Genomic DNA, 24,488 nt, shown 5'->3' on the forward strand with positions numbered 1-24,488 from the left:
GGCACCGGTGGTGGAAATGTCACCGGGAGGCTCCCCGTTTCCGGTCACGGCCCGTACCGTGTACGACACGGGAGGTGCCATGTCGACGGTGACGGTTTCCGCATTCATCGAAGCGCAGGACGCCGATCTGTGGCGGCTGCTCACCGACCTCCCGGCCCGCGCCGACTGGCTCTCGGCGGTGGACGCGGTCGAGGTCCTCGGCACCGGCGGGTTCGGGCCGGGCACCGTGTGGCGGGAGACCCGCGTCCGGCCGGACGGCGGCACCGAACCGGAGGAGTTCGAGGTGATCGAGGCGGTCGCGCCCGGCCGCCTGGTGCTCGGGTCGCGCGGTGCCGGCGCCGACTACCGGATCACCTGGACGCTGCGCACCGTCGAGCGGCGGCGGCGCGGCTGCACCGAGGTCACCGTCGAGCAGGAGGCGGTGCCGACCCGGGCGTACGGGCGGGTGCTGGCCCTGATCCTCGGTGGCCTGGCCGCCCGCGCGGTCGAGGGCGCGCTCCGGCGCGACCTGGCCGACCTGGCGCTGGCCGCCGGTTCCGCCCGATCCACCGAGGCCGCCTGAGCCGACCCGGCCGCTCCCCGTACCCGGCCCGCACGCGGCCGGTAGGGTGCCGGGGCGGAGGTGACGGATGGCGAAGGCCGCGAGGCGGCGGGCCGTGGTGGCGCTGGTGGCGGTGCTCGCCGTCGCGGCGTCGGTCGCCGTGGTCGTCCGGGTGCTGGCGCCCGCCGAGGTCGACACCCCGGCCCGGAAGCCCTACCCGGCGGCGCCCGCGCCGACCGCCGGGGTGCTCGCGCGGCTGCCGGTGGCGCCCCTCGTCGTGGACGGCCGGCTCCGCGTCTACGCGGGCACCCGTCAGGTGTACGCGGACCAGCCGGTCACCGGACGGCACCGGGTCACCCCGTTCTGGTCCTTCCGCCGCTGGCCGGCGACGCTGGTCGGAGTGCTCGCCGAGGGCACTACGGTGGTCAGCCGCTGGTCCGACGGGAAGCTGGTGGCGCTCGACGCGCGTACCGGACGGGTGGCCTGGCGGGCCGACGGCCCGCAGCCGGGGTCCGTGCCGGAGCCGCGACGCACCTTCGCCGCCACGGTCTGGGATCCGGCCGGACTGCACGTGGCGCGCACGTCCGAGGGGCGGGCCGTGCTGCTCGCGACCGGTCCGGGCGGCATCGGCGGGTACGACCTCACCGACGGCCGCCGGCTCTGGCATGCGGACGTGAGCAGGGGTTGCCGGTCCGACGTGGGCACGACCGCCAGCGGTGAGCTGGTCGGCGTGGACAGCTGCGACGGCCCGGCCGCGGTCGAGCTGCGGGACGCGGCGACCGGTGTGGTGCGGACCCGCTGGCGGCCGCCGGGCGCGCCGGAACAGCTCGTCGTCACGCCGGTGGGCTGCCGCGACGGGCACTCCGGTTGCCGCGGGCTGCGTACCGCCGGGCCGGACGGCGCGGGCAGCCGGGGCTGGCTGGTGACCGACCCGGGTGAGCCGGCCGCCGCGCCGGGCCTGGACCACCCGGACACGGTGCTCGACGGTGAGCGGGCGGTGGACACGTCCGGCCCGGTGGTGGTCGGGCGCTCGGCGCGTACCGGCGAGGAGCTGTGGCGCCGGGCGGACATCCATCCGGCCCGGGTGCTCGCGACCGAGCCGGGGCGGGTGCACCTGCTGACCGACCGGCGGGAACTGGTCACCGTCGACCCGCTCACCGGTACGACCCGGTCGGGTTTCGTGCTCGACCTGGGCCGCGACGGGATCGGCTGGCGGCCGGGCCGGGCGTACGCGGTGGACGGCTACGTCGCTGTGGAGCGGCTGCGGGAGCAGGCCGCTCCGGAGGACGACGACCAGGGCTACTTCCTGATGGCCGAGCCGGTGTTGCTGGCAGTGACCTGATCTGGCGAGTCAAGCCTAAAAACGGACAAAAGCACCTATAGTGCTCTTGTCTGATCGGTCGGACGAAGACGCCCGGCGCCGGTCCGTAGGGGGTTGACGGACCGGCGCCGGGCGCGCCCGGTCAGGCCAGAGCGGCCTCGGCGGCGGCCAGGAACGCGTCGTTCTCGGCCGGGGTGCCGATGGTGACCCGGACGCCGTCGCCCGGGAACGGGCGCACGATCACGCCACGCGCCTCGCACGCCCGGCCGAACTCCACCGCCCGGTCGCCCAGCGGCAGCCAGACGAAGTTGGCCTGGCTGTCCGGCACGTCCGGGACGAACTTGCGCAGCGCCTCGGTGACCCGGTCCCGCTCGGCCACGACCAGCGCGCAGCGCCGCTCCACCTCGTCGGCCTGCGCGAGCGCGGCCAGCGCGCCGGCCTGGGCGGCCATGCTGGTGGAGAACGGGGTGACCACCTTGCGCACTGCGGCGGCCACCTCCGGCGCCGCGACCAGCCAGCCGATCCGCAGACCGGCCAGGCCCCACGCCTTGGACAGCGTGCGCAGCACCGCCACGTTCGGCCGGTCCAGGTAGGTCAGGCCGTCCGGCACCTCCGGGTCGGTGACGAACTCCCGGTACGCCTCGTCGATCACCACGAGCACGTCGTCCGGCATCGCGTCGAGGAAGCGGTCCAACTCGGCCCGGCGCACCGCCGTACCGGTGGGGTTGTTCGGGTTGCAGACCAGGACCATCCGGGTCCGGTCGGTCACCGCCGCCGCCATCGCGTCCAGGTCGTGGCCGTGGCCGGCGTCGTTCGGCACCCGCACGCTTGTCGCGCCGCTGGTCGCCGCGATGATCGGGTACGCCTCGAAGGAGCGCCACGAGTAGAGCAGCTCGTCACCGGGCAGGCAGGTGGCGCGGACCAGGTGCTCGGCCAGCGCCACCGAACCGCAGCCGGTGGCGATCCGGTCGGCGTCCACGCCGTACCGCTCGGCGAGCCCCTGGCGCAGCGCCACCACGCCCATGTCCGGGTAGCGGTGCGAACCGGCGACCGCCTCGGCGACCGCCTCCACCACACCCGGCAGCGGGCCGTACGGCACCTCGTTGCTGGCCAGCTTGATCGCCTCGGCCAGGCCCAGCTCCCGGGCCAGGTCGGCGGGGCTGCGGCCGGGAACGTAGTTGGGCAGCGCGTCCAGGTCGGCGCGGGTGAGCCGCGGCGCAGGCTGGTGGCGTCCGGTCTCGGTCATGGGGTGTCTCCCGGGGTGTCGGCGCTCTCGGGCGGGGTGGTACCGGTGTCACGTTTGCGGGGGAGCTGGACCACCACCGTCTGCGCCCGCTTGTCGTGCAGGGCCTGGCGCAGCGGGTGGTCGAACAGGGGCGAGATCGCGTCGATGAGCTGGAGCAGCAGACCCAGCCCGCAGCAGTACCAGAGCAGCGTCGGCAGGCCGAGCGTGCTCCAGCGCCGGGTGGCCCGGCCGAAGCCGAGCGGCTGGTCCGCCTCGACCGGCAGCGCGCGAATGCCCATCAGCCGCTTGCCGAAGGTCTGACCGCGCGCCGCCATCGACGGCACCTCGTACGCGTACCAGAGCGCGGTGGCGATCACGAGAATGGCGATCTGGAGGCCGCCGGCCTGGTCGTCGATCTGGGGCAGCCCTTCGGTGGACGTGTCGCCGTTGAGCGCCCGGCGCACCGATTCACGCAGGTACGGGGAGACGGCCTCGACGTAGCGCCAGACGAACCAGCCGTTGACAACGGCGTTGAGCAGGAACACCACGCCGAAGTCGATCAGGCGCGCGATCAGCCGGGCGCCGTACGACGCCAGCGGCAGTCCGTGTGGGCGGGGGATCGGCTGTGCGCCCGGCCAGTGCGGGTACGGCCAGCCCGGCGGCGGTCCCTGCATGCCCGGCCCGGCCTGTCCCGGCTGCCCGGGCTGGCCCGGCTGACCCGGCCACGGGTTCGGTTGACCCGGCTGTCCCGGCCACGGGCCGGCCTGGCCGGGCTGACCCGGTTGTCCCGGCCACGGGCCCGGCCGGCCGGGCGCGCCGGACGTCGGGGTCGCGTCGGGGCGGCCGCCGGGACCGGCGGCCTGCTGTTCGGTGGCCGGCGTCGGGGTGGCCGGCGCGGGCTCCGGTTCGGGGGGCGGCGGGCCGTCGGGCGGGGTGACGTCGACCGGGATCGGCGCGCCGATCCAGCCCTCGCCGTCCCACCACCTGCGGGTCTCCGTGTCGGCGGGGTCGACGTACCAGCCGGGTTCCAAACTCACGATGCCGTCCTAGTTCCCGACTGCGGGGCTCGCAGACCCGGCTCACTCCTCGCGCTCACGGGCCAACCTTAACGACGACCGTACCGGCGAACTTGTCGTGGAGGCACTGCTGCCAGGGCTTGTCCCACAGTTGCCAGAAACCGTCGAGGTAGCTGAGGAACGGCACGAACATCCCGCCGGCGAACTCGACGGCCCAGCGCTTGCCGAGCATGCCCCGGGTCAGCGCGGCGTCCGGCTGCACCGGCACGATCCGCAGCTTCATCACCTTCTTGCCGAGCGTCTGCCCGGTCCGGCGGGCGTACTCGACGTGGTAGACCCAGTAGAAGGCGAGCATCAGCAGCAGGACCCCGAGCTCGGCGGCGAGCAGCGGCAGGAACACGCTCGTCCAGACCTCGACCGCGTCGGGACCGTTCGGGCCGGCCTGCTCGATCTCGTCGATCATCCGGAAGAAGACGAGGAAGAACACCGGCACGAACAGCGCCATCGTCACCGCCATGGCGACGGCGGTGTCGATCAGGTAGGCGAGCAACCGGTCGCCGAAGCCCGCCAGCGGCTGCCCGTTCGGCGCCACCGGGGGCGGGACGGGCGCCGGGGCGTACCCGGGTGGGGGATAACCGGGCGGCGGGTAGCCGGGCGGGCCGGCGTACCCCGGGGGAACGTGCTGCGCGGGCACCGCCGGTCCGCCGGGCGGCGCGAAGCCGCCGCCCGCGGCTGGATGTCCGGCGGGCGGCGGCATCGGGTTCGGAGGAGGCTGGGTCACGCGGACAGTGTTACAGGTTCCCGCGCTTCTCCTGCTCGCGCTCGATCGCCTCGAACAGGGCCTTGAAGTTGCCCTTGCCGAAGCCGAGCGAGCCGTGCCGCTCGATCAGCTCGAAGAAGACGGTGGGGCGGTCCTGCACCGGCTTGGTGAAGATCTGGAGCAGGTAGCCGTCCTCGTCCCGGTCGACCAGGATCTTGCGGGACTGAAGCTCCTCGATCGGCACCCGGACGTTGCCGATGCGGGCGCGCAGCTCCGGGTCCTCGTAGTACGAGTCCGGGGTGTCCAGGAACTCGACACCCGCGGCGCGCATGGCGTCCACGCTGGCCAGGATGTCGTTGGTGGCCACGGCGATGTGCTGGGCGCCGGGGCCCTGGTAGAACTCCAGGTATTCGTCGATCTGCGACTTCTTGCGGGCCACGGCCGGCTCGTTGAGCGGGAACTTCACCTTGCGGGTGCCGTTGGCGACGACCTTGCTCATCAGCGCCGAGTAGTCGGTGGCGATGTCGTCGCCGATGAACTCCGCCATGTTCGAGAAGCCCATGACGCGCTTGTAGAACTCGACCCACTCGTCCATCCGGCCCAGCTCCACGTTGCCGACCACGTGGTCGACCGCCTGGAAGAACCGCTTCGGCTGGAGGCCGGCGTCGATCATCGGCTGCCGGTCCACGATCGGGCCGCGAGCGACGAAGCCGGGCAGGAACGGGCCGGTGTAGCGGGACCTGTCGACCAGGCTGTGCCGGGTGTCGCCGTACGCGGCGATGGACGCCATCCGCACGGTGCCGTGCTCGTCGCTGACGTCGTGCGGCTCGACCACGCCGGTCGCGCCCTGCGCCACGGCGTGCGCGTACGCGGCGTCCACGTCCGGCACCTCCAGCGCGATGTCGGAGACGCCGTCGCTGTGCTTCGCCACGTGCTCGGCGCCGTCGGCGTCCGGGCGGACCGCGCCGGTCAGCACGAAGCGGGCCGAACCGCTGGTCAGCACGTACTGCGCGTGGTCGCGGTAGCCCTGCTCCGGCCCCCGGTACGCCACGCACGTCATACCGAACGCGGTGGAGTAGTAGTGCGCGGCCTGCTTGGCGTTGCCCACCAGGAAGTGGACGTGGTCCATGCCCTTGACCGGGAACGGGTCGCGGGTGATGTCGTGGTCGACTGCGCCGACGAGAGCGTCGACGTCGACCTCCTCGGTCGACTGGGGTCGGTCGATCGCCTGGGTCATGGTGGCCTCCCTCGCGTACCGGCCGGCCTCGTGGGCCGCCGTGGATGTGCTCTTCCGGCGAGGATCTACGGACCGCAGTGAGTTGGGCAACAGTTGACGTTATTCCTGGTCAGGTTGTGCATTCGGTACGGTCGGACACCATGAACACTGGTCAGGATGTACAGCTCGACGAGCTGGACGCTCGCTTGATCGAACTGCTCGCGGAGGAGCCCCGGATCGGCGTGCTGGAGTGCTCCCGCCGCCTCGGCGTGGCCCGCGGCACGGTCCAGGCCCGGCTCGACAAGCTCGTCGGCCGGGGAGTGGTGACCGGGTTCGGGCCGGACATCACCCCCGCCGCGATCGGCTTCGGGGTGACCAGCTTCGTCACCCTGGAGATCAGCCAGCGGCACGGCCACGACCAGGTCACCGCGCACCTGGCCGCGATCCCCGAGGTGCTGGAGGCGCACACCATCACCGGCTCCAGCGACCTGCTCTGCCGGATCGTCGCCCGGTCGAACACCGACCTCCAGCGGGTCATCGACCAGATCGTCGCCTCGGAGGGCATCCGGCGCGCGTCCACCATCATCGCGCTGGCCGAGCAGATCCCGTACCGGACGTTGCCGCTGGTCCGCTCCGCCGCCCGCGGGTAAGGAAGGGCCCCCTGTTAACGCCTTCGGAGGTGGAAGGGCCCCTTATTAACACCCCGGACCGCCCAAGAAGCGCCGCGACACGCACCGCACGCGGCCCGGGGGACCGGTGATCGTCGCTACCGTGTGCGGTGTGAAGGGCCTAGGGGTACGCGGCTGGTTGCTGCTCGGGCTCGTCACCGTGGTCGTACTCGCCGCGACAGGCGTCTGGAACCCGTTCCCGGCGCTGTGGGACTGGGTCGACCGCAGCAAGCCGATCTCCGAGCCGGACGTGGTCTGGCAGCAGCGCGTCGGCGGCACGCCGCGCAGCGTCACCATCGCCGGCGACACAGTGATCGTCGAGCAGCGCACCCGCATCGAGGCGCGCAACCTCGCCGACGGCGGCCAGTTGTGGGAGCGCAAGGCCGACTGGTCGGCGGTCGCGGGCAGCGGCCGGGAGTCGGTCGTCGCCGTGGGCCGGCTGCTCGACAAGGGGTACGAGGTGCTCGACCCGGTCAGCGGCGTGACCCGCCGCCGCGACGACCGCGCGATCGCCGTCTGGACCTACCGGAACCTGCTGCTGGACGCGTACTGCGTGCAGGCCACCGACTGCACGCTGCGCGCCTGGGAGCCGCGCGGCACCGCTCCGCTGTGGAGCGCGTTCCTGCCCGGCGTGCACAGCGGCGTGCTCGCCGACGACCCGGAACTACTGGGCACCCGGCGGCTCGGCGCCACCCGGATCGACGGCGGGGTGGCCGGGCCGGAGTCCGTCCCGCCGCTGCTCGGCTTCCCGGTCGACGGGCGGGTGCACGTGGTGGACACCGCCACCGGCCGGGTGCTCCAGAACGTCCAGCCCGGCCGCGAGGAGCGGCTCGCGGTGGTCGGCGGCCGGCTGCTGCGGATCGCGGCCACCTCCCGCGACGGGAGCTGCTACTACGCCGTGACCGCCGTGGACCCGGCCACCGGTCAGCAGGTGTGGCGGCGTACCGGGATCAACCTGCGCACCGCCGACTACGCCGGCTGCGTGCAGCGGGAGGATCCGCAGGGCGGGCGCAACGTGATCATCGGGGTCGCCCCGGACGGGCGTGAGGCGGTGCTCGACGGGTACGACGGCCGGCTGCTCCAGGTCGGCGCGGACGGCGAGAAGCTGCTCGCCGTGGACGACCGGTACGCCGTGGTGCGCAGCGCCGACAAGGGCTCGCTGCTCGGGCGGGAACTGTCGGCCGACCGGACCCGCTGGACCCGGCCTGCGGGCGGCAAGAGCGGTGCGGCGCTCACCCCGTACGCGGCGGTGATCAGCGAGGAGAAGCCGTCGCGGCTGATCGCGGTCGAGCCGCGGGAGGGCCGGGTGCTGGTCGAGCTGCGTACCTCGGCGAACGCGCTGGCGGTCGGCCCGAACGGCATGATCATCGGCGAGGGGCGGGAGATCGGGTACGTCCGCTGGGGCGCCGGCACGTCCGAGGCGCCGGGGCCGGGCCAGGACGGCGCGCCGGTGGCGCCGGACCCCGGAGGCAGCTGGCGCCCACCCAGCGACCAGGGAAGTTGCGGACCGAAACGGGAACTCTGCGCCGACGGCAAGTGACAGCGGGTGAGAGCGTCGTCCCAGGACCGACCTGCGGGTGCCACCGATCGACAGCTCTGCCCTAGGCTTTTCGGTCATGAGCAGTGCCGCCGCCTTCTCGTACGCACCCCTGCTGCCGACCGGTCCCGACCAGACCGAATACCGCCTGGTCACCGACGAGGGCGTGGACGTCGTCAACGGCCCCGGGGGCCGCCGGTTCCTCACAGTGGATCCGGGCGCGCTGACCGCGCTGACGGCCGAGGCGATGCACGACATCGCCCACTTCCTGCGCCCGGCCCACCTGGCTCAGCTCCGCGCGATCATCGACGATCCGGCGGCCTCGCCGAACGACCGCTTCGTCGCGCTCGACCTGCTGCGCAACGCCAACATCGCGGCCGGCGGTGTGCTGCCGATGTGCCAGGACACCGGCACCGCGATCGTGATGGGCAAGCGCGGCCGGCACGTGCTCACCGACGGCACCGACGCGGAGGCGATCTCGCGCGGCGTCTACCAGGCGTACACCCGGCTCAACCTGCGCTACTCCCAGCTCGCCCCGCTGACCATGTGGGACGAGCGGAACACCGGCAGCAACCTGCCCGCCCAGGTGGAGCTGTACGCCGAGGACCCGGACGGCCACGCCGACGCGTACAAGTTCCTCTTCATGGCCAAGGGTGGCGGCTCGGCCAACAAGTCCTACCTCTACCAGGAGACCAAGGCGCTGCTGAACCCCACGCGGATGATGCAGTTCCTGGAGGAGAAGCTGCGGCTCATCGGCACCGCGGCCTGCCCGCCCTACCACCTGGCGATCGTCATCGGCGGCACCTCCGCCGAGTACGCGCTGAAGACCGCGAAGTACGCCTCCGCGAAGTACCTCGACGCGCTGCCCACCGAGGGCTCGATGAGCGCGCACGGCTTCCGTGACCTGGAGCTGGAGGCCGAGGTGCTGGAGCTGACCCGCAACTTCGGCATCGGCGCTCAGTTCGGCGGGCGCTACTTCTGCCACGACGTACGGGTGGTCCGGCTGCCCCGGCACGGCGCCTCCTGCCCGGTGGCGATCGCGGTCTCCTGCTCGGCCGACCGGCAGGCGGTGGCGAAGATCACCCCGTCGGGCGTCTGGCTGGAGCGCCTCGAAACCGACCCGGCGCGCTACCTGCCCGACGTCACCGACGAGACGCTGGAGACCGAGGAGGTCGTCCGCGTCGACCTAAACCGGCCGATGGACGAGATCCGGGCCGAGCTGTCGAAGTACCCGGTGAAGACCCGGCTGTCGCTGACCGGCCCGCTCGTCGTGGCCCGGGACATCGCGCACGCGAAGATCGCCGAGCGGCTGGACGCGGGCGAGCCGATGCCGCAATACCTCCGCGACCACGCGGTCTACTACGCCGGCCCGGCGAAGACCCCCGAGGGCTACGCCTCCGGCTCGTTCGGTCCCACCACGGCGGGCCGGATGGACGCGTACGTGGAGAAGTTCCAGGCGGCCGGCGGCTCGATGGTGATGCTCGCGAAGGGCAACCGGTCCGCCCAGGTCACCCGCTCCTGCCAGGCCCACGGCGGCTTCTACCTCGGCTCGATCGGCGGCCCGGCCGCCCGCCTGGCGCAGGACTGCATCAAGCACGTCGAGGTGCTCGAGTACGCCGAGCTGGGCATGGAGGCGGTCTGGAAGATCGAGGTGGAGGACTTCCCCGCCTTCATCGTCGTCGACGACAAGGGCAACGACTTCTTCGCCGAGGTCACCAAGCCGGTCCTCACCGTCGGCCGGCGCTGACGGCAGACGTACACGAGGGGCGCCCGGGATGGTCCGGGCGCCCCTCGGCGTGTTCGTCATGCATCGACATCGGTGCGCCTGCCCGGCAGGGTGGCCGGACAGGCGCACCGCCCCCGTCGGATGTCGTCACCGACAACCGGTGACGAGTCTGTGCGCCGTCGCTATCGGATCGCTATCGCCTCGCCGCGCCGCTCGGTGACCGCCGGGCTACGCTGCTGGAAGTTGCATGGCGGCAGGCGGGGGCGCGGATGCGATTCGGGATCTTGGGGCCCTTGCGGGTCGGCGGCGGCGAAGCCACCGTCACCGCGGGCCGGGATCGCACCGTGCTCGCCATGCTGTTGCTGCGCCCCGGCCGGGTGGTGCCGGTGGAGGATCTGGTCGACGCCGTCTGGGAGGAGCGTCCCCCGGCGACCGCGCGGACCCAGCTCCAGATCTGTGTGTCGCGACTGCGGCAGCGGTTTGCGGCGCTCGGGCTGCCGGCCGGGACCATCGTCACCGACCCGGCGGGCTACGGCATCCGGATCGAGCCGGACGACCTCGACGCCGACATGTTCGCCCGCGCCGTGGAGACGGCCCGCGCCGAGGCCGCCGCCGGCCGGTTTGCCGAGGCCCGCCGTCACTACCGGGCGGCGCTGGCGCTGTGGCGCGGTCCGGCGCTCGCCGGTATCCCGGCCCGGCTGGTGCGACTGCGGGCCCAGGCGCTCGACGAGCAGCGGCTCGCCGTGCTGGAGGACTGCGTCGACGTCGAGTTGCGGCTGCGCCGGGGGACCGAACTGGTCGACGAGCTGACCGAGGCGGTCGAGCACAACCCGCTGCGGGAACGGCTGCGAGGGCAGCTGATGCTGGCTCTCTCGGCGGTCGGCCGGCAGGCGGACGCGCTCGCCGTCTACCGGGAGGGCCGCCGGATCTACGCCGAGGAGCTGGGCATCGAGCCCGGCGCGGCGTTGCAGGAGTTGCACCAGCGGGTGCTCGGCGGCGACCTGGTGCTGGGCGTGCCGGAGAGCCGGGTCACCGCGCCGGTCCGGGCGCTGCCCCGGGCGATCAGCGACTTCACCGGGCGCCAGCAGACCGTGGCCCGGCTGGTCAAGGAGGTCGCCGAGGAGGGAAGCCGGGTCCAGCTCCTGGACGGTATGGCCGGCAGCGGCAAGACCACACTGGCCGTTCAGGTGGCGAGCGCGCTCGTCGACCGGTTCCCCGACGCGCAGCTCTTCGTCGACCTGCACGGGCACAGCGACCGCAGCCCGCTGAGCACTGCCGCTGCGGCGGCCATCCTGCTCCAGCAGCTCGGTGTGCCGGCCGAGCGGGTTCCGGCCGACCTGGCGGGCCGGCTGGCGATGTGGCGTTCCGAACTGGCCGACCGGCGGGCCGTGGTGGTGCTCGACAACGCCGCGGACGCCGCGCAGGTCGTCCCGCTGCTGCCCAACGGGCGGGACTGCACCGTGCTGATCACCAGCCGCCGCAGGCTGGTCGGCGTGGACGCGGGGCGGCCCACCTCCCTGCCGGTACTCGATGCCGACGAGGCGGTCGAGCTGCTGGCCCGGGTGGCCGGCGCGGAACGGGTCGACGCCGAGCCGGAGGCGGCGGCGGAGGTGGCGCGCCGTTGCGGACACCTTCCGCTCGCGCTGCGGCTGGCCGGGGCGCGGCTCGCGCACCGGCCGCGGTGGCGGATGGCCGACCTGGCCGAACGCCTGGCCGGGGCGGCCGATCCCCTGGCGGAGCTGACCGTCGGGGAGCGCTCGGTCGCGCGTGCCTTCGCGCTGTCGTACGAGCAGGTGCCGCCGGTGGTGCAGCGGGTGTTCCGGCTGCTCGGACTCCACCCGGGCAGCCGCATCGACAACCGGGTGGCGGCCGTGCTCGCGGAGCTGTCGCTGTCGGAGGCGCAGGACGCACTCGACGAACTGGTCGACGCGCACCTCGTCGAGGAGGTGGAGCCCGGCCGGTACCGGTTGCACGACCTCATCCGGGAGTACGCCCACACGCTCGGGGCGGAGCGCGAGACCGGCGACGAGCGACGGGCGGCGATCGCCCGGCTGCTCGATCATCACCTGCACGTCGCCGCCGCCATCGCGCTGACTCTGGAGCAGACCGCTCCGCACGGCATTTTCGCCCGATCGGAGCCGGTACGGCCCGACCTGGTGGCGGCCACCGTCGTTCTCGGCCGGCCGTGGCTGGAGGAGAACCGGTCGACGCTGACCGCGTTGGTCCGGTTGGCGGAGGCCGAGGGTTTCCTCCGGCAGAGCTGGCAGCTGGCCCGGGTGGGCTGGACCGTCAACTTCTACGGCGGCCACCTCGACGACCTGATCGAGACGCACCAGATCGGCCTGCGGGCCGCCGAGCGTCTGGGCGACGACGAGGCCGTGGCGACGATGCACAACTATCTCGCGTCGGCCGACTACCGCCGGGCGCGCTTCGCCGAGGTGATCCGGCGGATGGAGGTGGTGGTCGGCATCTACCGGCGGCTCGACCGGCCGGTCGAGCTGCGGAAGGCGCTCGACAACCTCGGCACGGCCTACGCGGTGGACGGGCACCACAGGCAGGCCATCGAGATGTACGACGCGTCGGCCGCGCTCGCCCGCCGGCTGGACGATCCGTTCGCGCTGACCAACATGCTGAACAACCTCTCGCTCTGCCTGATGTGGTCCGGGCGGTACGACGAGGCCCTGCGGAAGTGCCGCCACCATCTGGCGCTCGCCCGGCAGGTCGGCGACCCGCGTCAGCTCGGCAACGCCGTCGGCCACCTGGGCATGGTCCGGCACCGGCGCGGCGAGCGTGGACCGGCCCGGCGGCTCCTGCGTACCGGTCTGACGTTGAAGCGCAAGATCGGCAACCGCTACGGCGAGGGCGAGCTGCTCAACGAGCTGGGCATGATGGAGCGCGAGGAGGGCCGGCCGGAGCAGGCCGCCGCGCTGCATCGGGAGGCCTTGATGGCGATGAACGACGCCGGGGATCTGGGCGGGCAGTGTGCGTCCCGGAACCTGCTGGCCCGGGCGATGCTGGACCAGGGGGACGTCGCCAGCGCGCTGGACCTGCACCGCCGGGTGCTCACCGACGCCACCCGGCTCAGCGCCCGTTACGAGCAGGCCTGCGCGCTCGACGGCATGGCCCGCTGCCTGCGTCACACCGACCCCGACCAGGCCCGCCGGTACGCCGGGCGGGCGCTGGCGCTGTTCCGCCAGGTCGAGTCGCCGGACCGGCGGGAGACCGAGAGGCTGCTCGCCGAGCTGGGCTGAGGGCCGCGCCACTTTCCCTGCACACCGACCGGTGGCGCGGCAGGATGGAACGCGTGACGACTCCAGAGGCGACCGGCTACCGGACCGAACGCGACTCGATGGGCGAGGTGGAGGTGCCCGCCGAGGCGCTGTGGCGGGCGCAGACCCAGCGCGCGGTGCAGAACTTCCCGATCTCGGGGCGCGGGCTGGAACCGGCCCAGATCAAGGCCCTGGCGCAGATCAAGGGGGCGGCGGCCCTGGTGAACGGTGAGCTGGGGGTGATCGACGCGGACGTGGCGCAGGCGATCGCCACCGCCGCCGCGCACGTCGCCGAGGGCGGCTACGACGACCAGTTCCCGGTGGACGTGTTCCAGACCGGTTCCGGCACGTCGTCCAACATGAACACCAACGAGGTGATCGCCACCCTGGCGAGCCGCGAGCTGGGCCGTGACGTGCACCCGAACGACCACGTCAACGCGTCGCAGTCCAGCAACGACGTCTTCCCCACCTCGATCCACCTGGCCGCCACCCAGTTCGTGGTGGAGGATCTGATCCCGTCGCTGAAGCAGCTCGCGGGCGCGCTGGAGGAGAAGGCGGCCGAGTTCGAGACGGTGGTCAAGGCGGGGCGTACCCACCTGATGGACGCCACGCCGGTCACGCTCGGGCAGGAGTTCGGCGGGTATGCCGCGCAGGTGCGCTACGGCGTCGAGCGGCTGGAGTCGGCGCTGCCCCGGCTGGCCGAGCTGCCGCTGGGTGGCACCGCTGTGGGCACCGGCATCAACACGCCGCTGGGCTTCGCCGACCGGGTGATCGGCAAGCTGCGGGAGTCGACCGGGCTGCCGCTGACCGAGGCGCGCAACCACTTCGAGGCGCAGGGCGCCCGGGACGCGCTGGTGGAGACGTCCGGCCAGCTCCGTACCATCGCGGTCGGCCTCTACAAGATCGCCAACGACGTGCGCTGGATGGGCTCCGGCCCTCGCGCCGGGCTGCGTGAGCTGCGCATCCCCGACCTCCAGCCGGGGTCGTCGATCATGCCGGGCAAGGTGAACCCGGTGGTGGCCGAGGCGATGCGGCAGGTCTGCGCCCAGGTGATCGGCAACGACGCCGCGGTGGCCTTCGCCGGGTCGCAGGGCGACTTCGAGCTGAACGTGATGCTCCCGGTGATGGGCCGCAACCTGCTGGAGTCGATCAAGCTGATCGCCGCGTCCAGCCGCCTGTTCGCCGAGCGGCTGGTGGCCGGCCTGGTCGCTGACGCCGAGGTCTGCCTGGCGTACGCGGAGGGCTCACCGTCGATCGTCACCCCGCTCAACCGCCACCTCGGGTACGACGAGGCCGCCTCGATCGCCAAGGAGGCGCTGGCCAAGCAGGTGTCCATCCGCGAGGTGGTGATCGCCCGGGGGCACGTCGACTCGGGCACGCTCACCGAGACCCAGCTGGACGAGGCCCTGGACCTGCTCCGGATGACCCACCCCTGAGTCGGCGCCGGTAATTGCCTCGACCCGTCACAGTGGGCGCGGCATGATCCGACCGTGCGTGACGACGGCGGCGTGTTGCTGGAGACCGCGCGGCTGACGCTGCGCCGGTTCACGATGGACGACGTGGATCGGCTGGTGGCGCTGGACGCCGATCCGGAGGTCATGCGCTTCCTGACGGGTGGCGCGCCGACCCAGGCCGGGACGTACCGGGACGAGGTGCTGCCCCGGGTGCTCGCGCAGTACGCCCGGCATCCCGGGCTCGGCCGCTGGGCGACGCTCGACCGGTTCACCGGAGAGTTCCTCGGCTGGCACTCGCTCGACCCGTCCGACGACGGCGGCGAGGCGGAGCTGGGCTACCGGCTGCGCCGCGCGACGTGGGGACACGGGCTGGCCACCGAGGGCGCGCGGGCGCTGGTGCGGCACGCGTTCGACACGGTCGGCGTCCGCCGGGTGTGGGCCCAGACGATGGCCGTCAACGACCGCTCCCGCGCGGTCATGGCCCGCGCCGGGTTGCGCTACGTCCGCACCTTCCACCTGGCCTTCGACGACCCGATCCCGGGTACGGAGCACGGCGAGGTGGAGTACGAGCTGCGCCGCGACGCCTGGCCCGCGACGCGTCAGGAGTGGGACGCGGCGGCCCTGCGGGCCCGGTAGGCGCTCACCGCGGCCCGGTTGCCGCACCCGGCGTCGCAGAACCGGCGGGACCGGTTCCGGGACAGGTCGACGAGCACGTTGTCGCAGTCGGGGTGGTCGCAGTGCCGCAGCCGGCTCAGCTCGCCCATCCGGACCAGGTCGGCCATCGCCATCGCGGCCTCGACCGCCATCCGGGTCGCCAGCGGCGCGTCCCGCGGCACGGCGTGCAGGTGGTACGGCTCGTCGTCGTGCCGGACGAGCTGCGGCAGCGCGTGCGACTCGCGCAGCAGCGTGTTGACGATCGTCACCACCTCGTCGGTGTCGGCGTACCAGATGCGGCGCAGCCGGGGCCGCAGCGCGCGGACCTGGCGCAGTTCGGCGTCGGTGTGCTCGTGCCGGCCGCTCCACCCGTGGGCGGTGAAGAAGGCGTCCAGGGCGGCCACGTCGGGCAGCCCTTCCCGGTCGTCGCCGGCGGTGTTCACCAGTGCGGCGACGCTGACCAGCGCGCATTCGGTGTCATGGGCGAAAAGCAACTTGACTCCTGTCGGAGGCTACGCCTAGCGTCATCAGCATAACCTCCCTTGACTCATGACCAGGAGATGCCGATGCGTGAACGGTCAAGCGTCGGGCTCGGCCTGGCACTGCTCTCCGCGATCACGTTCGCCACCTCGGGCACCTTCGCCCGCCCGCTGATCACCGGCGAGTGGTCGGCGGTCGCCGTGGTGATCGCCCGGGTCGGCATCGCCGCGCTGGTGCTCGCCGTCCCCGCCGTGCTGGCGCTGCGCGGCAGGTGGACAGTGCTGCGCCGTAACGCGGGAAGCGTGGTGCTGTTCGGGCTGCTCGGCGTGGCCACGGCGCAGGCCTGCTTCTTCAACGCGGTCCGCTACCTCCCGGTCGGCGTGGCGCTCCTGCTGGAATACCTCGGCATCGTGCTCGTGGTCGGATGGATGTGGCTGGTCCACGGTCAGCGCCCCCGGCTGCTCACGGTGGCCGGTTCGGTCACCGCCCTGTGCGGGCTGGGGCTCGTCCTCGACCTCACCGGCGCCGGACGACTCGACCCGGTGGGCGTGCTCTGGGGCCTCGGCGCGGGCGTCGGGCTGGCCGGATACTTCGTCATCGCCGGGCGGATCGACGCGGGCCTGCCCTCGGTGGTGATGGCCAGCGGTGGCATGGCCGTCGGCGCGGTGGCGCTGCTGCTGCTCGGCGGCATCGGAGCGCTGCCGCTCGCGGCCGGCACCGCCGACGTCACCTTCGGCGGGCACCGGGTGAGCTGGCTGGTGCCGATCGCCGGGCTGTCGCTGATCGCCGCCGTGGTCGCGTACCTCGCCGGTGTCGCCGGCACCCGGCTGCTCGGGGCACGGCTGTCCTCCTTCGTGGGGCTGACCGAGGTGATGTTCGCGGTGCTGATCGCCTGGCTGGTGCTCGACGAACTGCCCAGCCTGATCCAGTTGGCCGGCGGGGCGCTCATCCTGGGCGGCGTCGCCCTGGTCCGGGCGGACGAACTGCGGGGCACACCGTCCACCTCGGCGACTGCGCCGGCCGAGCCGGTGCTGACCGGCGAGCGATGAGCGGGCCGCGCGGCGCCGTCGTCTTCGACGCCGACGAGACACTCGTCGACCTGCGCCCGGCGGTCACCGGCGCGCTCGTCGCCGTACTCGACGAGATGCGGCGGCGGACCCCGGCGGCGGCCGCCGTGGCGCTCGCGGACCTGGAGGGGGACTGGGGTGCGGTCTTCGGCGCGCTCAGCGCCTCCCCGGTGCAGGAGATCCGGCGGGCCGCCCTGGCCCGTTCGCTGGCCCGGGCCGGGCTGGAGGCGGACCTGGACGAGTTCGCGGCGTTGTTCTTCGCCCGCCGGTACGCGCTGAGCCGCCCCTTCCCGGACGTGCTGCCCGCGCTGGCGGCGCTGCGCCCGCACCACGTGCTGGGCTTCGCCACGAACGGCAACAGCCGCGCCGAACGCTGCGGCCTCGCCGGGCAGTTCGCCTTCGAGGTGTACGCGCACGAGGGCGGCGTGCCCAAGAAACCGGCGCCGGAGTTCTTCACGGCGGTGGTGGCGGCGTCCGGGCTGCCCGCCGCGCGCATCGTCCACGTGGGCGACTCGCCGGAGCACGACGTGGCCGCCGCCCAGCGGGCCGGACTGCGTGCCGTCTGGCTCAACCGGGCCGGACTGCCCCGCCCGCGGGGCCTCGAACCGGACGCCGAAGTGTCCACGCTCGCCGGACTGTCCACGGTGCTCACCACCGTGGCGAACGCGAATGCCTAGTTGCCGCCGATAACGGACGTCGATCTGGCGGAACCCGCTCCCGTGATGTGGGATGACACCACGTCCCTCAACGAGAGGATCTGATGTGGTGAGCAAGCGCTTCACCGTCGGCGCGGTCGCGGCTGCGGCCTCGCTGGCACTCACGGTGACCGGTCTGAGCATCCCGGCGAACGCCGCGCCGTCGGACACCCGGACCTTCACCGTGCTGGCCGAGAGCGGCGTCTCCACCGACGCCGCGATCGCCGCGATCGCCGCCGCCGGTGGCAAGGTCGTCGCCCGCACCGACGACGTCGGCCTGTTCCAGGTCACCAGCGACCGGGCGGACTTCGCCAGCCGGGCCACCGCGGCCGGCGCGCTGGTCGGCGCCGCCGAGGAGAAGGCGATCGGCCGCAAGCCGAAGCTGGACCGGGTCGAGCAGGAGCACCTGCTGGCCGCCGCGGCGACCAAGGGCAAGGCCGCCAGGAACAACGGCAAGAAGATGGACCCGCTCGACGACAAGCTCTGGGGCCTGGACATGATCCGGGCCGACAAGGCCCGCAAGATCGAGCCGGGCGACCGCCGGGTCACCGTCGGCATCCTGGACACCGGCGTCGACGCCAGCCAGCCCGACCTCGCGCCCAACTTCAACTGGGCGCTGTCGCGCAACTTCGCCCCGGACATCCCCGAGGTCGACGGCCCGTGCGAGGTGGCGAGCTGCCTCGACCCGGTCGGCACCGACGACGGCGGGCACGGCACGCACGTGGCCGGCACCATCGGCGCCGCCGCGAACGGCTTCGGCCTCTCCGGCGTGGCCCCGAACGTCTCCCTGGTCGAGCTGAAGGGTGGCCAGGACAGCGGCTACTTCTTCCTCAACCCGGTGGTGAACTCCCTGGTGCACGCGGGCCGCTCCGGGCTGGACGTGGTGAACATGTCCTTCTACGTCGACCCGTGGCTCTACAACTGCACCGCCAACCCGGCGGACTCGCCGGAGGCGCAGGCCGAGCAGCGGACCGTCATCGAGGCGATGAAGCGGGCGCTGAACTTCGCCCACCACAAGGGCGTCACGCTCGTCGGTTCGCTCGGCAACAACCACGAGGACCTGGGCGCGCCGCGCACCGACGTGAGCAGCCCGGACTACGGCGCCGACCCGTACCCGCGCCCGATCGACAACGCGACCTGCTGGGACCTGCCGGTCGAGGGCCCGCACGTGATCGGCGTGTCGGCGGTCGGCCCGTCCGGCAAGAAGTCGGACTACTCGAACTACGGCACCGAGCAGATCTCGGTGGCGGCGCCGGGTGGCTGGTTCCGGGACGGCTTCGGCACCGACACGTACCGCACCGACGCCAACATGATCCTCTCCACGTACCCGAAGAAGGTGCTCCAGGAGGAGGGGTCGGTCGACGAGAACGGCGACATCGTCGCCGGCTTCGAGAACTCGGTGTTCAAGCAGTGCACCGCCAAGGGTGAGTGTGGCTACTACACCTACCTCCAGGGCACCTCGATGGCGTCCCCGCACGTCTCGGGCGTGGCGGCGCTGATCGTGAGCAAGCACGGCAAGAAGCAGGGCCGCAACGGCTACGGCATGGCGCCGAACCTGGTCGAGCAGCACCTCTACCGGACGGCGGCCGAGCACGCCTGCCCGGAGCCGCGGCTGCAGAGCTACACCAACGAGGGCCGGGACGCCGAGTTCGACGCGTACTGCGCGGGCTCGCTGAACTTCAACGGCTTCTACGGCTACGGCATCGTCGACGCCTACGCCGCAGTGAAGACCCCGGTCAAGCCCAACGTTCGACCGTAACGACAGTTTCCCCGAGGTGGCGGTGTCCGGAGTTTCCCGGACGCCGCCACCTCGGCGTTCCGGCCGGTGTCACGGCCGCCACCCCCGGGCCACCAGTGCCGCCCGGATCTCCCGCACCAGGGCGGGGAACTCCTTACGCAGACGGCGGCCGGTCACGTGCAACACGAGCCAGCCGGCCGAGACGAGCTGGTTGAGCCGCCGCCGGTCGAGGTGCATCCGGTCCGCGTCGGAGTGCCACTGACCGTCGTACTCGACGGCGACCCGGAACTCCGGCCAGGCCAGATCGGGGTGCAGGATCAGGCCGGTCGGCACCCGCACCGGATACTGGGCCACCGGGCGGGGCAGGCCGGCGAGGACGAGGCGGACCCGCAGGTGGGACTCGGGCGGGGACTGGGCCAGCCCGTCGGTCAGGCCGAACACCCACGCGGCTCGCCGCCCACCGGGGCGGCAGGCGTTCCGGGCCGCCTCGCTCGCCAGCGCCGACCGGTTCACCGAACCGGTACGCAGCAGCCCGTCGATGATGCCGACCGCCTTGACGGGATCGGCCCAGACCGCTGTCTCCCAGGCACAGGCGGCCGGCTCGGTGCGGGGCGGCGGCCCGGCCAGGATCATTTCCGCGCCGGGGTACGACCCCGCGAACGGGTTCAATGCGGCGGTTGAAGCCGGCGGGGTGGCCGGGCCGTGCGGTCCGGGCGCCCTGCGGGAGTCGGCCGGATTCGGCGATCTGGTCCGGCCCGGTGTGCCCGGTGGGCGGTCCGCCGCGGACGACGCCGCGACGGGCGACCTCGTGCCGGCGCGCGACTTCGTGCCGGCGGGCGACCTTGTGCTTGCGGGTGGGCTCGTGCTTGCGGGCGACCTCGTGCTTGCGGGTGGCTTCGTGTCGGTGGGCGACCTCGTGCCTGCGTATGGGTTCGTGCCTGCGTATGGGTTCGTGTCGGCGGGTGGGTTGGTGCCGGCGGGTGGGCTCGTTCGCGCGGCTGCGGCGGCGGCGGGGACCAGGAGGCCGCTGCGGGTGCTCGACATCGGGGCGTGGTGCACCCGGACACCCGGCTGGGAGTCGGCCCGGACCGTGGCCGGCAGCAGGACGTGCACGTCGTCGGTGAAGTCGGCGGCGTGCTCGACCCCGTGCAGGTAGGCCGCCGAAGGGCCGGCGATCGCCGCACCGGGTGGCATGCGTAGTAGCGCCGCGCGGCAGGCCAGCGCGTGGTCGCGGTCGAGTCGCGCGTCGGCGTAGACGTCCTGCCGGAGCCGGATCCAGGACGCGCCCCGCAGATGGTGCCGGGACAGCAGCCCGCGCCGGATCGCTTCCGAGCCCCGGAAGACCTGCCAGGCCAACTCCGATGGTCGATGAGGATGAGGTGGCATGTGACGAGCGTGGCGGGGCACGGGTCGAGATCGGTACCCCTGTGGACAGCCGCAGCCGTGCCACCCGCCGCGCCCTGTGGACAACCCCCGACCGCCCCTGTCCGTGTGCTATGGCCCTCGATCAGCGCATGATCCACTCCACTTCGGGGAGGTGGCGGCATCCGGGCCGCGTTGATGCAGCCACGTCGCCGAGCTGGCGTGAGGGTGTGTGGAGAAGGGCGGGTTCCAGCCACTTCGGCCTGGTGGTGTGAGGGTTCCGGGGTGGGCTGGGCCGTGTGGCCGCCGGTGCCTTGAGCTGGCTTGATCGACTCCACTTCGGGGAGGTGGCGGCATCCGGGCCGCGTTGATGCAGCCACGTCGCCGAGCTGGCGTGAGGGTGTGTGGAGGAAGGCGGGTTCCCAGCCACTTCGCCGAGCTGGCGTGACGGCGTGGGGGCATGCGGGGTCAGGAGAGCGCGGCGGCGACCGCCTCGGCGGCGGCGGTGACCTGGGCGCCGACGTCCGCCACGTCGAGCGGGGTCAGCGACACCACCCCGACGCTCCCCTCCAGCCCGGGCACGCCGAGCACCGGCGCCGCCACCCCGTATGCGCCTGATTGAAGCTCGCCGCTGGTACTCACCGGCCCCGGATCGCCGGCCCGCCCGGCCAGTACCGCCCGGCCGGCGGCGCCCCGTTCCAGCGGGTGCCGGGTGCCGGTCCGGTACGCCACGTGGAACGACGTCCAGCTCGGCTCGACCACCGCGAGCGCCACCCCCTCGCCGCCCTCGACCACCGTGAGGTGGGCGGTCGCCCCGGTGCCCTCGGCGAGCCGGCGCAGCGCGGGCAGCGCGCCCTCGGCCAGCAGCGGCTGGGCGCGGCGGGCCAGGTGCAGCACGCCCACGCCGATGCGCAGGCGGCCCTTGCCGTCACGCCGGAGCATCCCGTGGCCGGTCAGCGCGCCGACCAGCCGGTAGACGGCCGCCCGGCCGATGCCCAGCCGGTGCGCCGCCTCGGTGACTGTGAGCCCGCCCGGCGCGTCCGCGACCAGGTGCAGCAGCCGCAGGCCCCGGTCCAGGGTCTGTGCCGTCTCTCCCGTGCGCGCCGCCGTGTCCACAGCACGCAGCGTACGACCCGGCTCCGGCCAACCCGGAAATGTGCGGACGGCTACCCTTGTGAGGTGACGCTACGCCTGTATGACACCGCCACCCGATCGGTGCGGGACTTCGTCCCGCGGGAAGCCGGCAAGGTGGGGGTCTACCTGTGTGGTCTCACGCTCCAGGCCCCGCCGCACATCGGTCACCTTCGCTCCGGCGTCAACTACGACGTGCTGCGCCGATGGCTGCTCAGCAAGGGCTTCGAGGTCACGTTCATCCGCAACCTGACCGACATCGACGACAAGGTCCTGGCCAAGGCGATGGAGCAGGACCGGCCGTTCTGGTCGATCGCGTACGCGAACGAGCAGATCCTCACCACCTCCTACCGGGCGCTGAACGTGCTCCCGCCGACGTACGAGCCGCGGGCGACCGGGCACGTCCCGGAGATGCACGAGCTGATCGCCCGGCTGATCGAGACCGGTCACGCCTACCCGGCCACCGACGGCTCCGGCGACGTCTACTTCGACGTGGCCTCCTGGCCCGCGTACGGCTCGCTGTCCGGCCAGTCCCCGGCGGACATGCAGCCCGCCGGCGACGCCCCCGACCGGGGCAAGCGCGACCCGCGTGACTTCGCGCTCTGGAAGGGCGCCAAGCCGGGCGAACCGGCCGACGCCTACTGGCCGTCGCCGTGGGGCCGCGGCCGGCCGGGCTGGCACATCGAGTGCTCGGCCATGTGCTGGCGCTACCTCGGTCCCGAGTTCGACATCCACGGCGGCGGGCTCGACCTGACGTTCCCGCACCACGAGAACGAGATCGCCCAGTCGCAGGCCGCGGACCTGCCGTTCGCCCGCTACTGGGTGCACCACGGCCTGCTCGGCATCGGCGGCACCAAGATGGGCAAGTCGCTCGGCAACACGCTCGACCTCGACTACGTGGCCGCGCTCGGCGTCCGCCCGGTGGAGTTGCGCTACTACTACGTCGCCGCGCACTACCGGTCCCGCATCGACTACTCCGAGGACGCGCTGCGCGAGGCCGCCGTCGCGTACCGGCGGATCGAGGGCTTCGTGCAGCGGGCGGCCGAGCGGGTCGGCCCGGGCCGGCCCGGCGACCTGCCGGCCGGGTTCGTGGCCGCGATGGACGACGACCTCAACACGTCGGCGGCGCTGGCGGCGCTGCACGAGGTGGTCCGCGACGGCAACACCGCGCTCACCGCCGGGGACGATGTGACCGTCCGCACGACGCTGGCCGCCACCCGGGCGATGCTGGATATCCTCGGCGTCGACCCCCTGGACCCGGCCTGGACCGGCGGCGGCCGCACGGACGACCTGCGCGGCGTGGTGGACTCCCTGATCGCGCTGGCCCTGGAGCAGCGCGCGCAGGCCCGCAGCCGCAAGGACTGGGCTGCCGCCGACGCCGTACGCGACCAGCTCAAGCAGGCCGGCGTGGTCGTCGAGGACACCCCCCAGGGCCCGCGTTGGACTATTGGAGAGCAGGACTGATGGCCGGCAACTCGCAGCGCCGTGGCCGGCGACTGACGCCGAAGGCGGGCGCCCCCAAGGGCACCGGTGGCAAGAACAAGGACTCGCTCGCCGGGCGGGGTCGCACGCTGCCCGCCGACGAGCGGCCCTGGCACAAGGCGTACTCGGGCACCGAGAAGCTGCCCCAGCGCACCGCCTGGAAGCAGGACAAGGAGCGCCGTGCCGCCGCCGAGGAGGGCCGCGCGCCCAAGATCGGCCAGCCCGGCACCAAGGACACCACCTGGGGCAAGGGCAGCCGGGCCGGTGTGCCGCTCAAGGGCGGCAAGGGCAAGCCCGGCGGCCGGGGCGGTCCCCGGGTCGCGCCGGGCCGCAAGGCCAACCCGGCGAAGGACAGCCCCGAACTGCTGGTCGGGCGCAACCCGGTGCTGGAGTCGCTGCGCACCCAGGTGCCCGCGACAGCGCTCTACACCGCGCAGGGCATCGACGTCGACGACCGGGTCAAGGAGATCGTCCGGACCGCCGCCGACCGGGGCATCGCGATCCTCGAGGTCAGCCGCGCCGAGCTGGACCGGATGACCGGCGGGGTGCTGCACCAGGGCGTCGGCCTCCAGGTGCCGCCGTTCGCCTACGAGCCGTTCGACGACCTGGTAGCCGCCGCGCTGGAGCAGGCCGCACCGCTGCTGGTCGCGCTGGACGGCGTCACCGACCCGCGAAACCTCGGGGCGGTCATCCGGTCGGCCGCCGCGTTCGGCGCGCAGGGTGTCTTCGTACCCGAACGGCGTGCCGCCGGGATCACCGCGACCGCCTGGCGGACCAGCGCCGGCGCAGCCGCGCGTGTGCCCGTCGCCCAGGTCACCAACCTGACCCGGTCGCTCAAGGCGTGCAAGGAAGCCGGCTTCGTCGTGGTCGGCCTCGACGCCGACGGACAGACCGACCTGTACGACCTGGAGGCCGCCGTCGGTCCGCTCGTCGTGGTGGTCGGCTCGGAGGGGCGCGGGCTGTCCCGCCTGGTCGGCGAGACCTGCGACCTGACCGTCAGCATCCCGATGGTCTCCGACGTGGAGTCGCTCAACGCCAGCGTCGCCGCCGCGGTCACGCTCGCCGAGGTCGCCCGCCGCCGGTCCGTCGAGGCCTGATCGAGAGCAACGAAAAGGGGCGGTCCGCCGTGGCGGGCCGCCCCTTTCT

The 24,488-nt window shown here is 73.2% G+C and carries 20 protein-coding genes; 13 read left to right on the top strand and 7 right to left on the bottom strand.

The features are described 5' to 3' along the window. The first annotated feature begins 79 nt into the window (after positions 1 to 79). Both IF06_RS0116515 and IF06_RS0116520 read left to right on the top strand, forming a co-directional pair. Complete coding sequence (locus tag IF06_RS0116515) at positions 80 to 562, top strand: SRPBCC family protein (protein WP_013288926.1); 483 nt, start codon at positions 80 to 82, stop codon at positions 560 to 562. A gap of 67 nt (positions 563 to 629) precedes the next feature. After that, entirely contained in the window at positions 630 to 1,883 is a 1,254-nt protein-coding gene (locus tag IF06_RS0116520) for a PQQ-binding-like beta-propeller repeat protein (RefSeq protein ID WP_030272041.1), read from the top strand. Positions 1,884 to 2,004: 121 nt separating this feature from the next. On the opposite strand, the gene hisC is transcribed toward IF06_RS0116520, so the two are convergent. From hisC to hppD, 4 genes are read right to left on the bottom strand one after another with little or no spacing between them, the layout of a single operon-like run. Continuing rightward, positions 2,005 to 3,108 (bottom strand): histidinol-phosphate transaminase, encoded by a 1,104-nt coding sequence (gene hisC / locus IF06_RS0116525; RefSeq protein ID WP_030272043.1) that lies wholly within the window; start codon positions 3,106 to 3,108, stop codon positions 2,005 to 2,007. After that, positions 3,105 to 4,124 (bottom strand): RDD family protein, encoded by a 1,020-nt coding sequence (locus IF06_RS0116530; RefSeq protein ID WP_030272045.1) that lies wholly within the window; start codon positions 4,122 to 4,124, stop codon positions 3,105 to 3,107. The genes hisC and IF06_RS0116530 overlap by 4 nt, the downstream gene beginning before the upstream one ends. Positions 4,125 to 4,179: 55 nt before the next feature. Continuing rightward, positions 4,180 to 4,884: an RDD family protein gene (locus IF06_RS0116535; RefSeq protein ID WP_225319507.1), complete on the bottom strand. Its 705-nt coding sequence runs from the start codon at positions 4,882 to 4,884 to the stop codon at positions 4,180 to 4,182. A gap of 10 nt (positions 4,885 to 4,894) precedes the next feature. Then, the gene (gene hppD / locus IF06_RS0116540; protein ID WP_030272046.1) at positions 4,895 to 6,100 is read right to left on the bottom strand and encodes a 4-hydroxyphenylpyruvate dioxygenase; all 1,206 of its coding nucleotides are present in this window, start codon (positions 6,098 to 6,100) and stop codon (positions 4,895 to 4,897) included. A 140-nt stretch (positions 6,101 to 6,240) separates the two neighbouring features. On the opposite strand from hppD, the gene IF06_RS0116545 reads away from it, so the two are divergent. The 6 genes from IF06_RS0116545 to IF06_RS0116570 all read left to right on the top strand — a co-directional run bounded on the left by IF06_RS0116545 (position 6,241) and on the right by IF06_RS0116570 (position 15,369). After that, positions 6,241 to 6,729, top strand: coding sequence for an Lrp/AsnC family transcriptional regulator (locus IF06_RS0116545; RefSeq protein ID WP_013288920.1), 489 nt, complete (start codon positions 6,241 to 6,243; stop codon positions 6,727 to 6,729). A gap of 121 nt (positions 6,730 to 6,850) precedes the next feature. Further along, on the top strand, positions 6,851 to 8,287 hold the full coding sequence (locus IF06_RS0116550; protein ID WP_084588822.1) for a PQQ-binding-like beta-propeller repeat protein: 1,437 nt from the start codon (positions 6,851 to 6,853) through the stop codon (positions 8,285 to 8,287). A gap of 76 nt (positions 8,288 to 8,363) precedes the next feature. Further along, positions 8,364 to 10,031: a fumarate hydratase gene (locus IF06_RS0116555; protein WP_013288918.1), complete on the top strand. Its 1,668-nt coding sequence runs from the start codon at positions 8,364 to 8,366 to the stop codon at positions 10,029 to 10,031. A 248-nt stretch (positions 10,032 to 10,279) separates the two neighbouring features. After that, on the top strand, positions 10,280 to 13,261 hold the full coding sequence (locus IF06_RS0116560; protein ID WP_013288917.1) for an AfsR/SARP family transcriptional regulator: 2,982 nt from the start codon (positions 10,280 to 10,282) through the stop codon (positions 13,259 to 13,261). Between the two features lie 53 nt (positions 13,262 to 13,314). Next, positions 13,315 to 14,715: a class II fumarate hydratase gene (locus tag IF06_RS0116565; RefSeq protein ID WP_036310969.1), complete on the top strand. Its 1,401-nt coding sequence runs from the start codon at positions 13,315 to 13,317 to the stop codon at positions 14,713 to 14,715. Positions 14,716 to 14,769: 54 nt separating this feature from the next. Next, positions 14,770 to 15,369, top strand: a complete 600-nt coding sequence (locus IF06_RS0116570; protein ID WP_013288915.1) for a GNAT family N-acetyltransferase — start codon at positions 14,770 to 14,772, stop codon at positions 15,367 to 15,369. Here the strand turns inward: IF06_RS0116570 and IF06_RS0116575 are convergent. Further along, entirely contained in the window at positions 15,333 to 15,881 is a 549-nt protein-coding gene (locus IF06_RS0116575; protein ID WP_013288914.1) for a CGNR zinc finger domain-containing protein, read from the bottom strand. The two genes, IF06_RS0116570 and IF06_RS0116575, sit on opposite strands and share 37 nt — an antisense overlap. A gap of 72 nt (positions 15,882 to 15,953) precedes the next feature. On the opposite strand from IF06_RS0116575, the gene IF06_RS0116580 reads away from it, so the two are divergent. The 3 genes from IF06_RS0116580 to IF06_RS0116590 all read left to right on the top strand — a co-directional run bounded on the left by IF06_RS0116580 (position 15,954) and on the right by IF06_RS0116590 (position 19,388). Continuing rightward, positions 15,954 to 16,916, top strand: a complete 963-nt coding sequence (locus tag IF06_RS0116580; protein WP_091332117.1) for an EamA family transporter — start codon at positions 15,954 to 15,956, stop codon at positions 16,914 to 16,916. Continuing rightward, entirely contained in the window at positions 16,913 to 17,611 is a 699-nt protein-coding gene (locus IF06_RS0116585) for an HAD family hydrolase (protein WP_030272053.1), read from the top strand. Before IF06_RS0116580 ends, IF06_RS0116585 begins: the two co-directional genes overlap by 4 nt. Before the next feature lie 88 nt (positions 17,612 to 17,699). After that, entirely contained in the window at positions 17,700 to 19,388 is a 1,689-nt protein-coding gene (locus IF06_RS0116590) for a S8 family serine peptidase (RefSeq protein ID WP_030272055.1), read from the top strand. 69 nt (positions 19,389 to 19,457) lie between these two features. On the opposite strand, the gene IF06_RS34390 is transcribed toward IF06_RS0116590, so the two are convergent. Then, a complete protein-coding gene (locus IF06_RS34390; protein ID WP_232236697.1) occupies positions 19,458 to 20,036 on the bottom strand; it encodes an endonuclease domain-containing protein in 579 nt (192 codons plus the stop codon). A gap of 1,161 nt (positions 20,037 to 21,197) precedes the next feature. After that, positions 21,198 to 21,845, bottom strand: a complete 648-nt coding sequence (locus tag IF06_RS0116600) for an IclR family transcriptional regulator (protein WP_030272059.1) — start codon at positions 21,843 to 21,845, stop codon at positions 21,198 to 21,200. Positions 21,846 to 21,908: 63 nt separating this feature from the next. On the opposite strand from IF06_RS0116600, the gene cysS reads away from it, so the two are divergent. Together cysS and rlmB are read left to right on the top strand one after the other, a co-directional pair. Continuing rightward, positions 21,909 to 23,324 carry a cysteine--tRNA ligase gene (gene cysS, locus IF06_RS0116605; RefSeq protein ID WP_013288907.1) on the top strand — a complete coding sequence of 472 codons (1,416 nt, stop codon included), beginning with the start codon at positions 21,909 to 21,911 and terminating at the stop codon, positions 23,322 to 23,324. Continuing rightward, positions 23,324 to 24,439 (top strand): 23S rRNA (guanosine(2251)-2'-O)-methyltransferase RlmB, encoded by a 1,116-nt coding sequence (gene rlmB / locus IF06_RS0116610; protein WP_013288906.1) that lies wholly within the window; start codon positions 23,324 to 23,326, stop codon positions 24,437 to 24,439. The genes cysS and rlmB overlap by 1 nt, the downstream gene beginning before the upstream one ends. Positions 24,440 to 24,488 lie beyond the last annotated feature (49 nt).

The sequence above is a fragment of the Micromonospora globosa genome, assembly GCF_000717585.1.
GTDB lineage: Bacteria > Actinomycetota > Actinomycetes > Mycobacteriales > Micromonosporaceae > Micromonospora > Micromonospora aurantiaca.

Bases quoted from the DNA above. Each gene is read 5' to 3' on its own strand.
- rlmB (WP_013288906.1), top strand. From the start codon at position 23,324: ATGGCCGGCAACTCGCAGCGCCGTGGCCGGCGACTGACGCCGAAGGCG.
- IF06_RS0116580 (WP_091332117.1), top strand. From the start codon at position 15,954: ATGCGTGAACGGTCAAGCGTCGGGCTCGGCCTGGCACTGCTCTCCGCG.
- IF06_RS0116555 (WP_013288918.1), top strand. From the start codon at position 8,364: ATGAGCAGTGCCGCCGCCTTCTCGTACGCACCCCTGCTGCCGACCGGT.
- IF06_RS0116515 (WP_013288926.1), top strand. From the start codon at position 80: ATGTCGACGGTGACGGTTTCCGCATTCATCGAAGCGCAGGACGCCGAT.
- hppD (WP_030272046.1), bottom strand. From the start codon at position 6,100: ATGACCCAGGCGATCGACCGACCCCAGTCGACCGAGGAGGTCGACGTC.
- IF06_RS0116545 (WP_013288920.1), top strand. From the start codon at position 6,241: ATGAACACTGGTCAGGATGTACAGCTCGACGAGCTGGACGCTCGCTTG.
- IF06_RS0116520 (WP_030272041.1), top strand. From the start codon at position 630: ATGGCGAAGGCCGCGAGGCGGCGGGCCGTGGTGGCGCTGGTGGCGGTG.
- IF06_RS0116560 (WP_013288917.1), top strand. From the start codon at position 10,280: ATGCGATTCGGGATCTTGGGGCCCTTGCGGGTCGGCGGCGGCGAAGCC.
- IF06_RS0116585 (WP_030272053.1), top strand. From the start codon at position 16,913: ATGAGCGGGCCGCGCGGCGCCGTCGTCTTCGACGCCGACGAGACACTC.
- hisC (WP_030272043.1), bottom strand. From the start codon at position 3,108: ATGACCGAGACCGGACGCCACCAGCCTGCGCCGCGGCTCACCCGCGCC.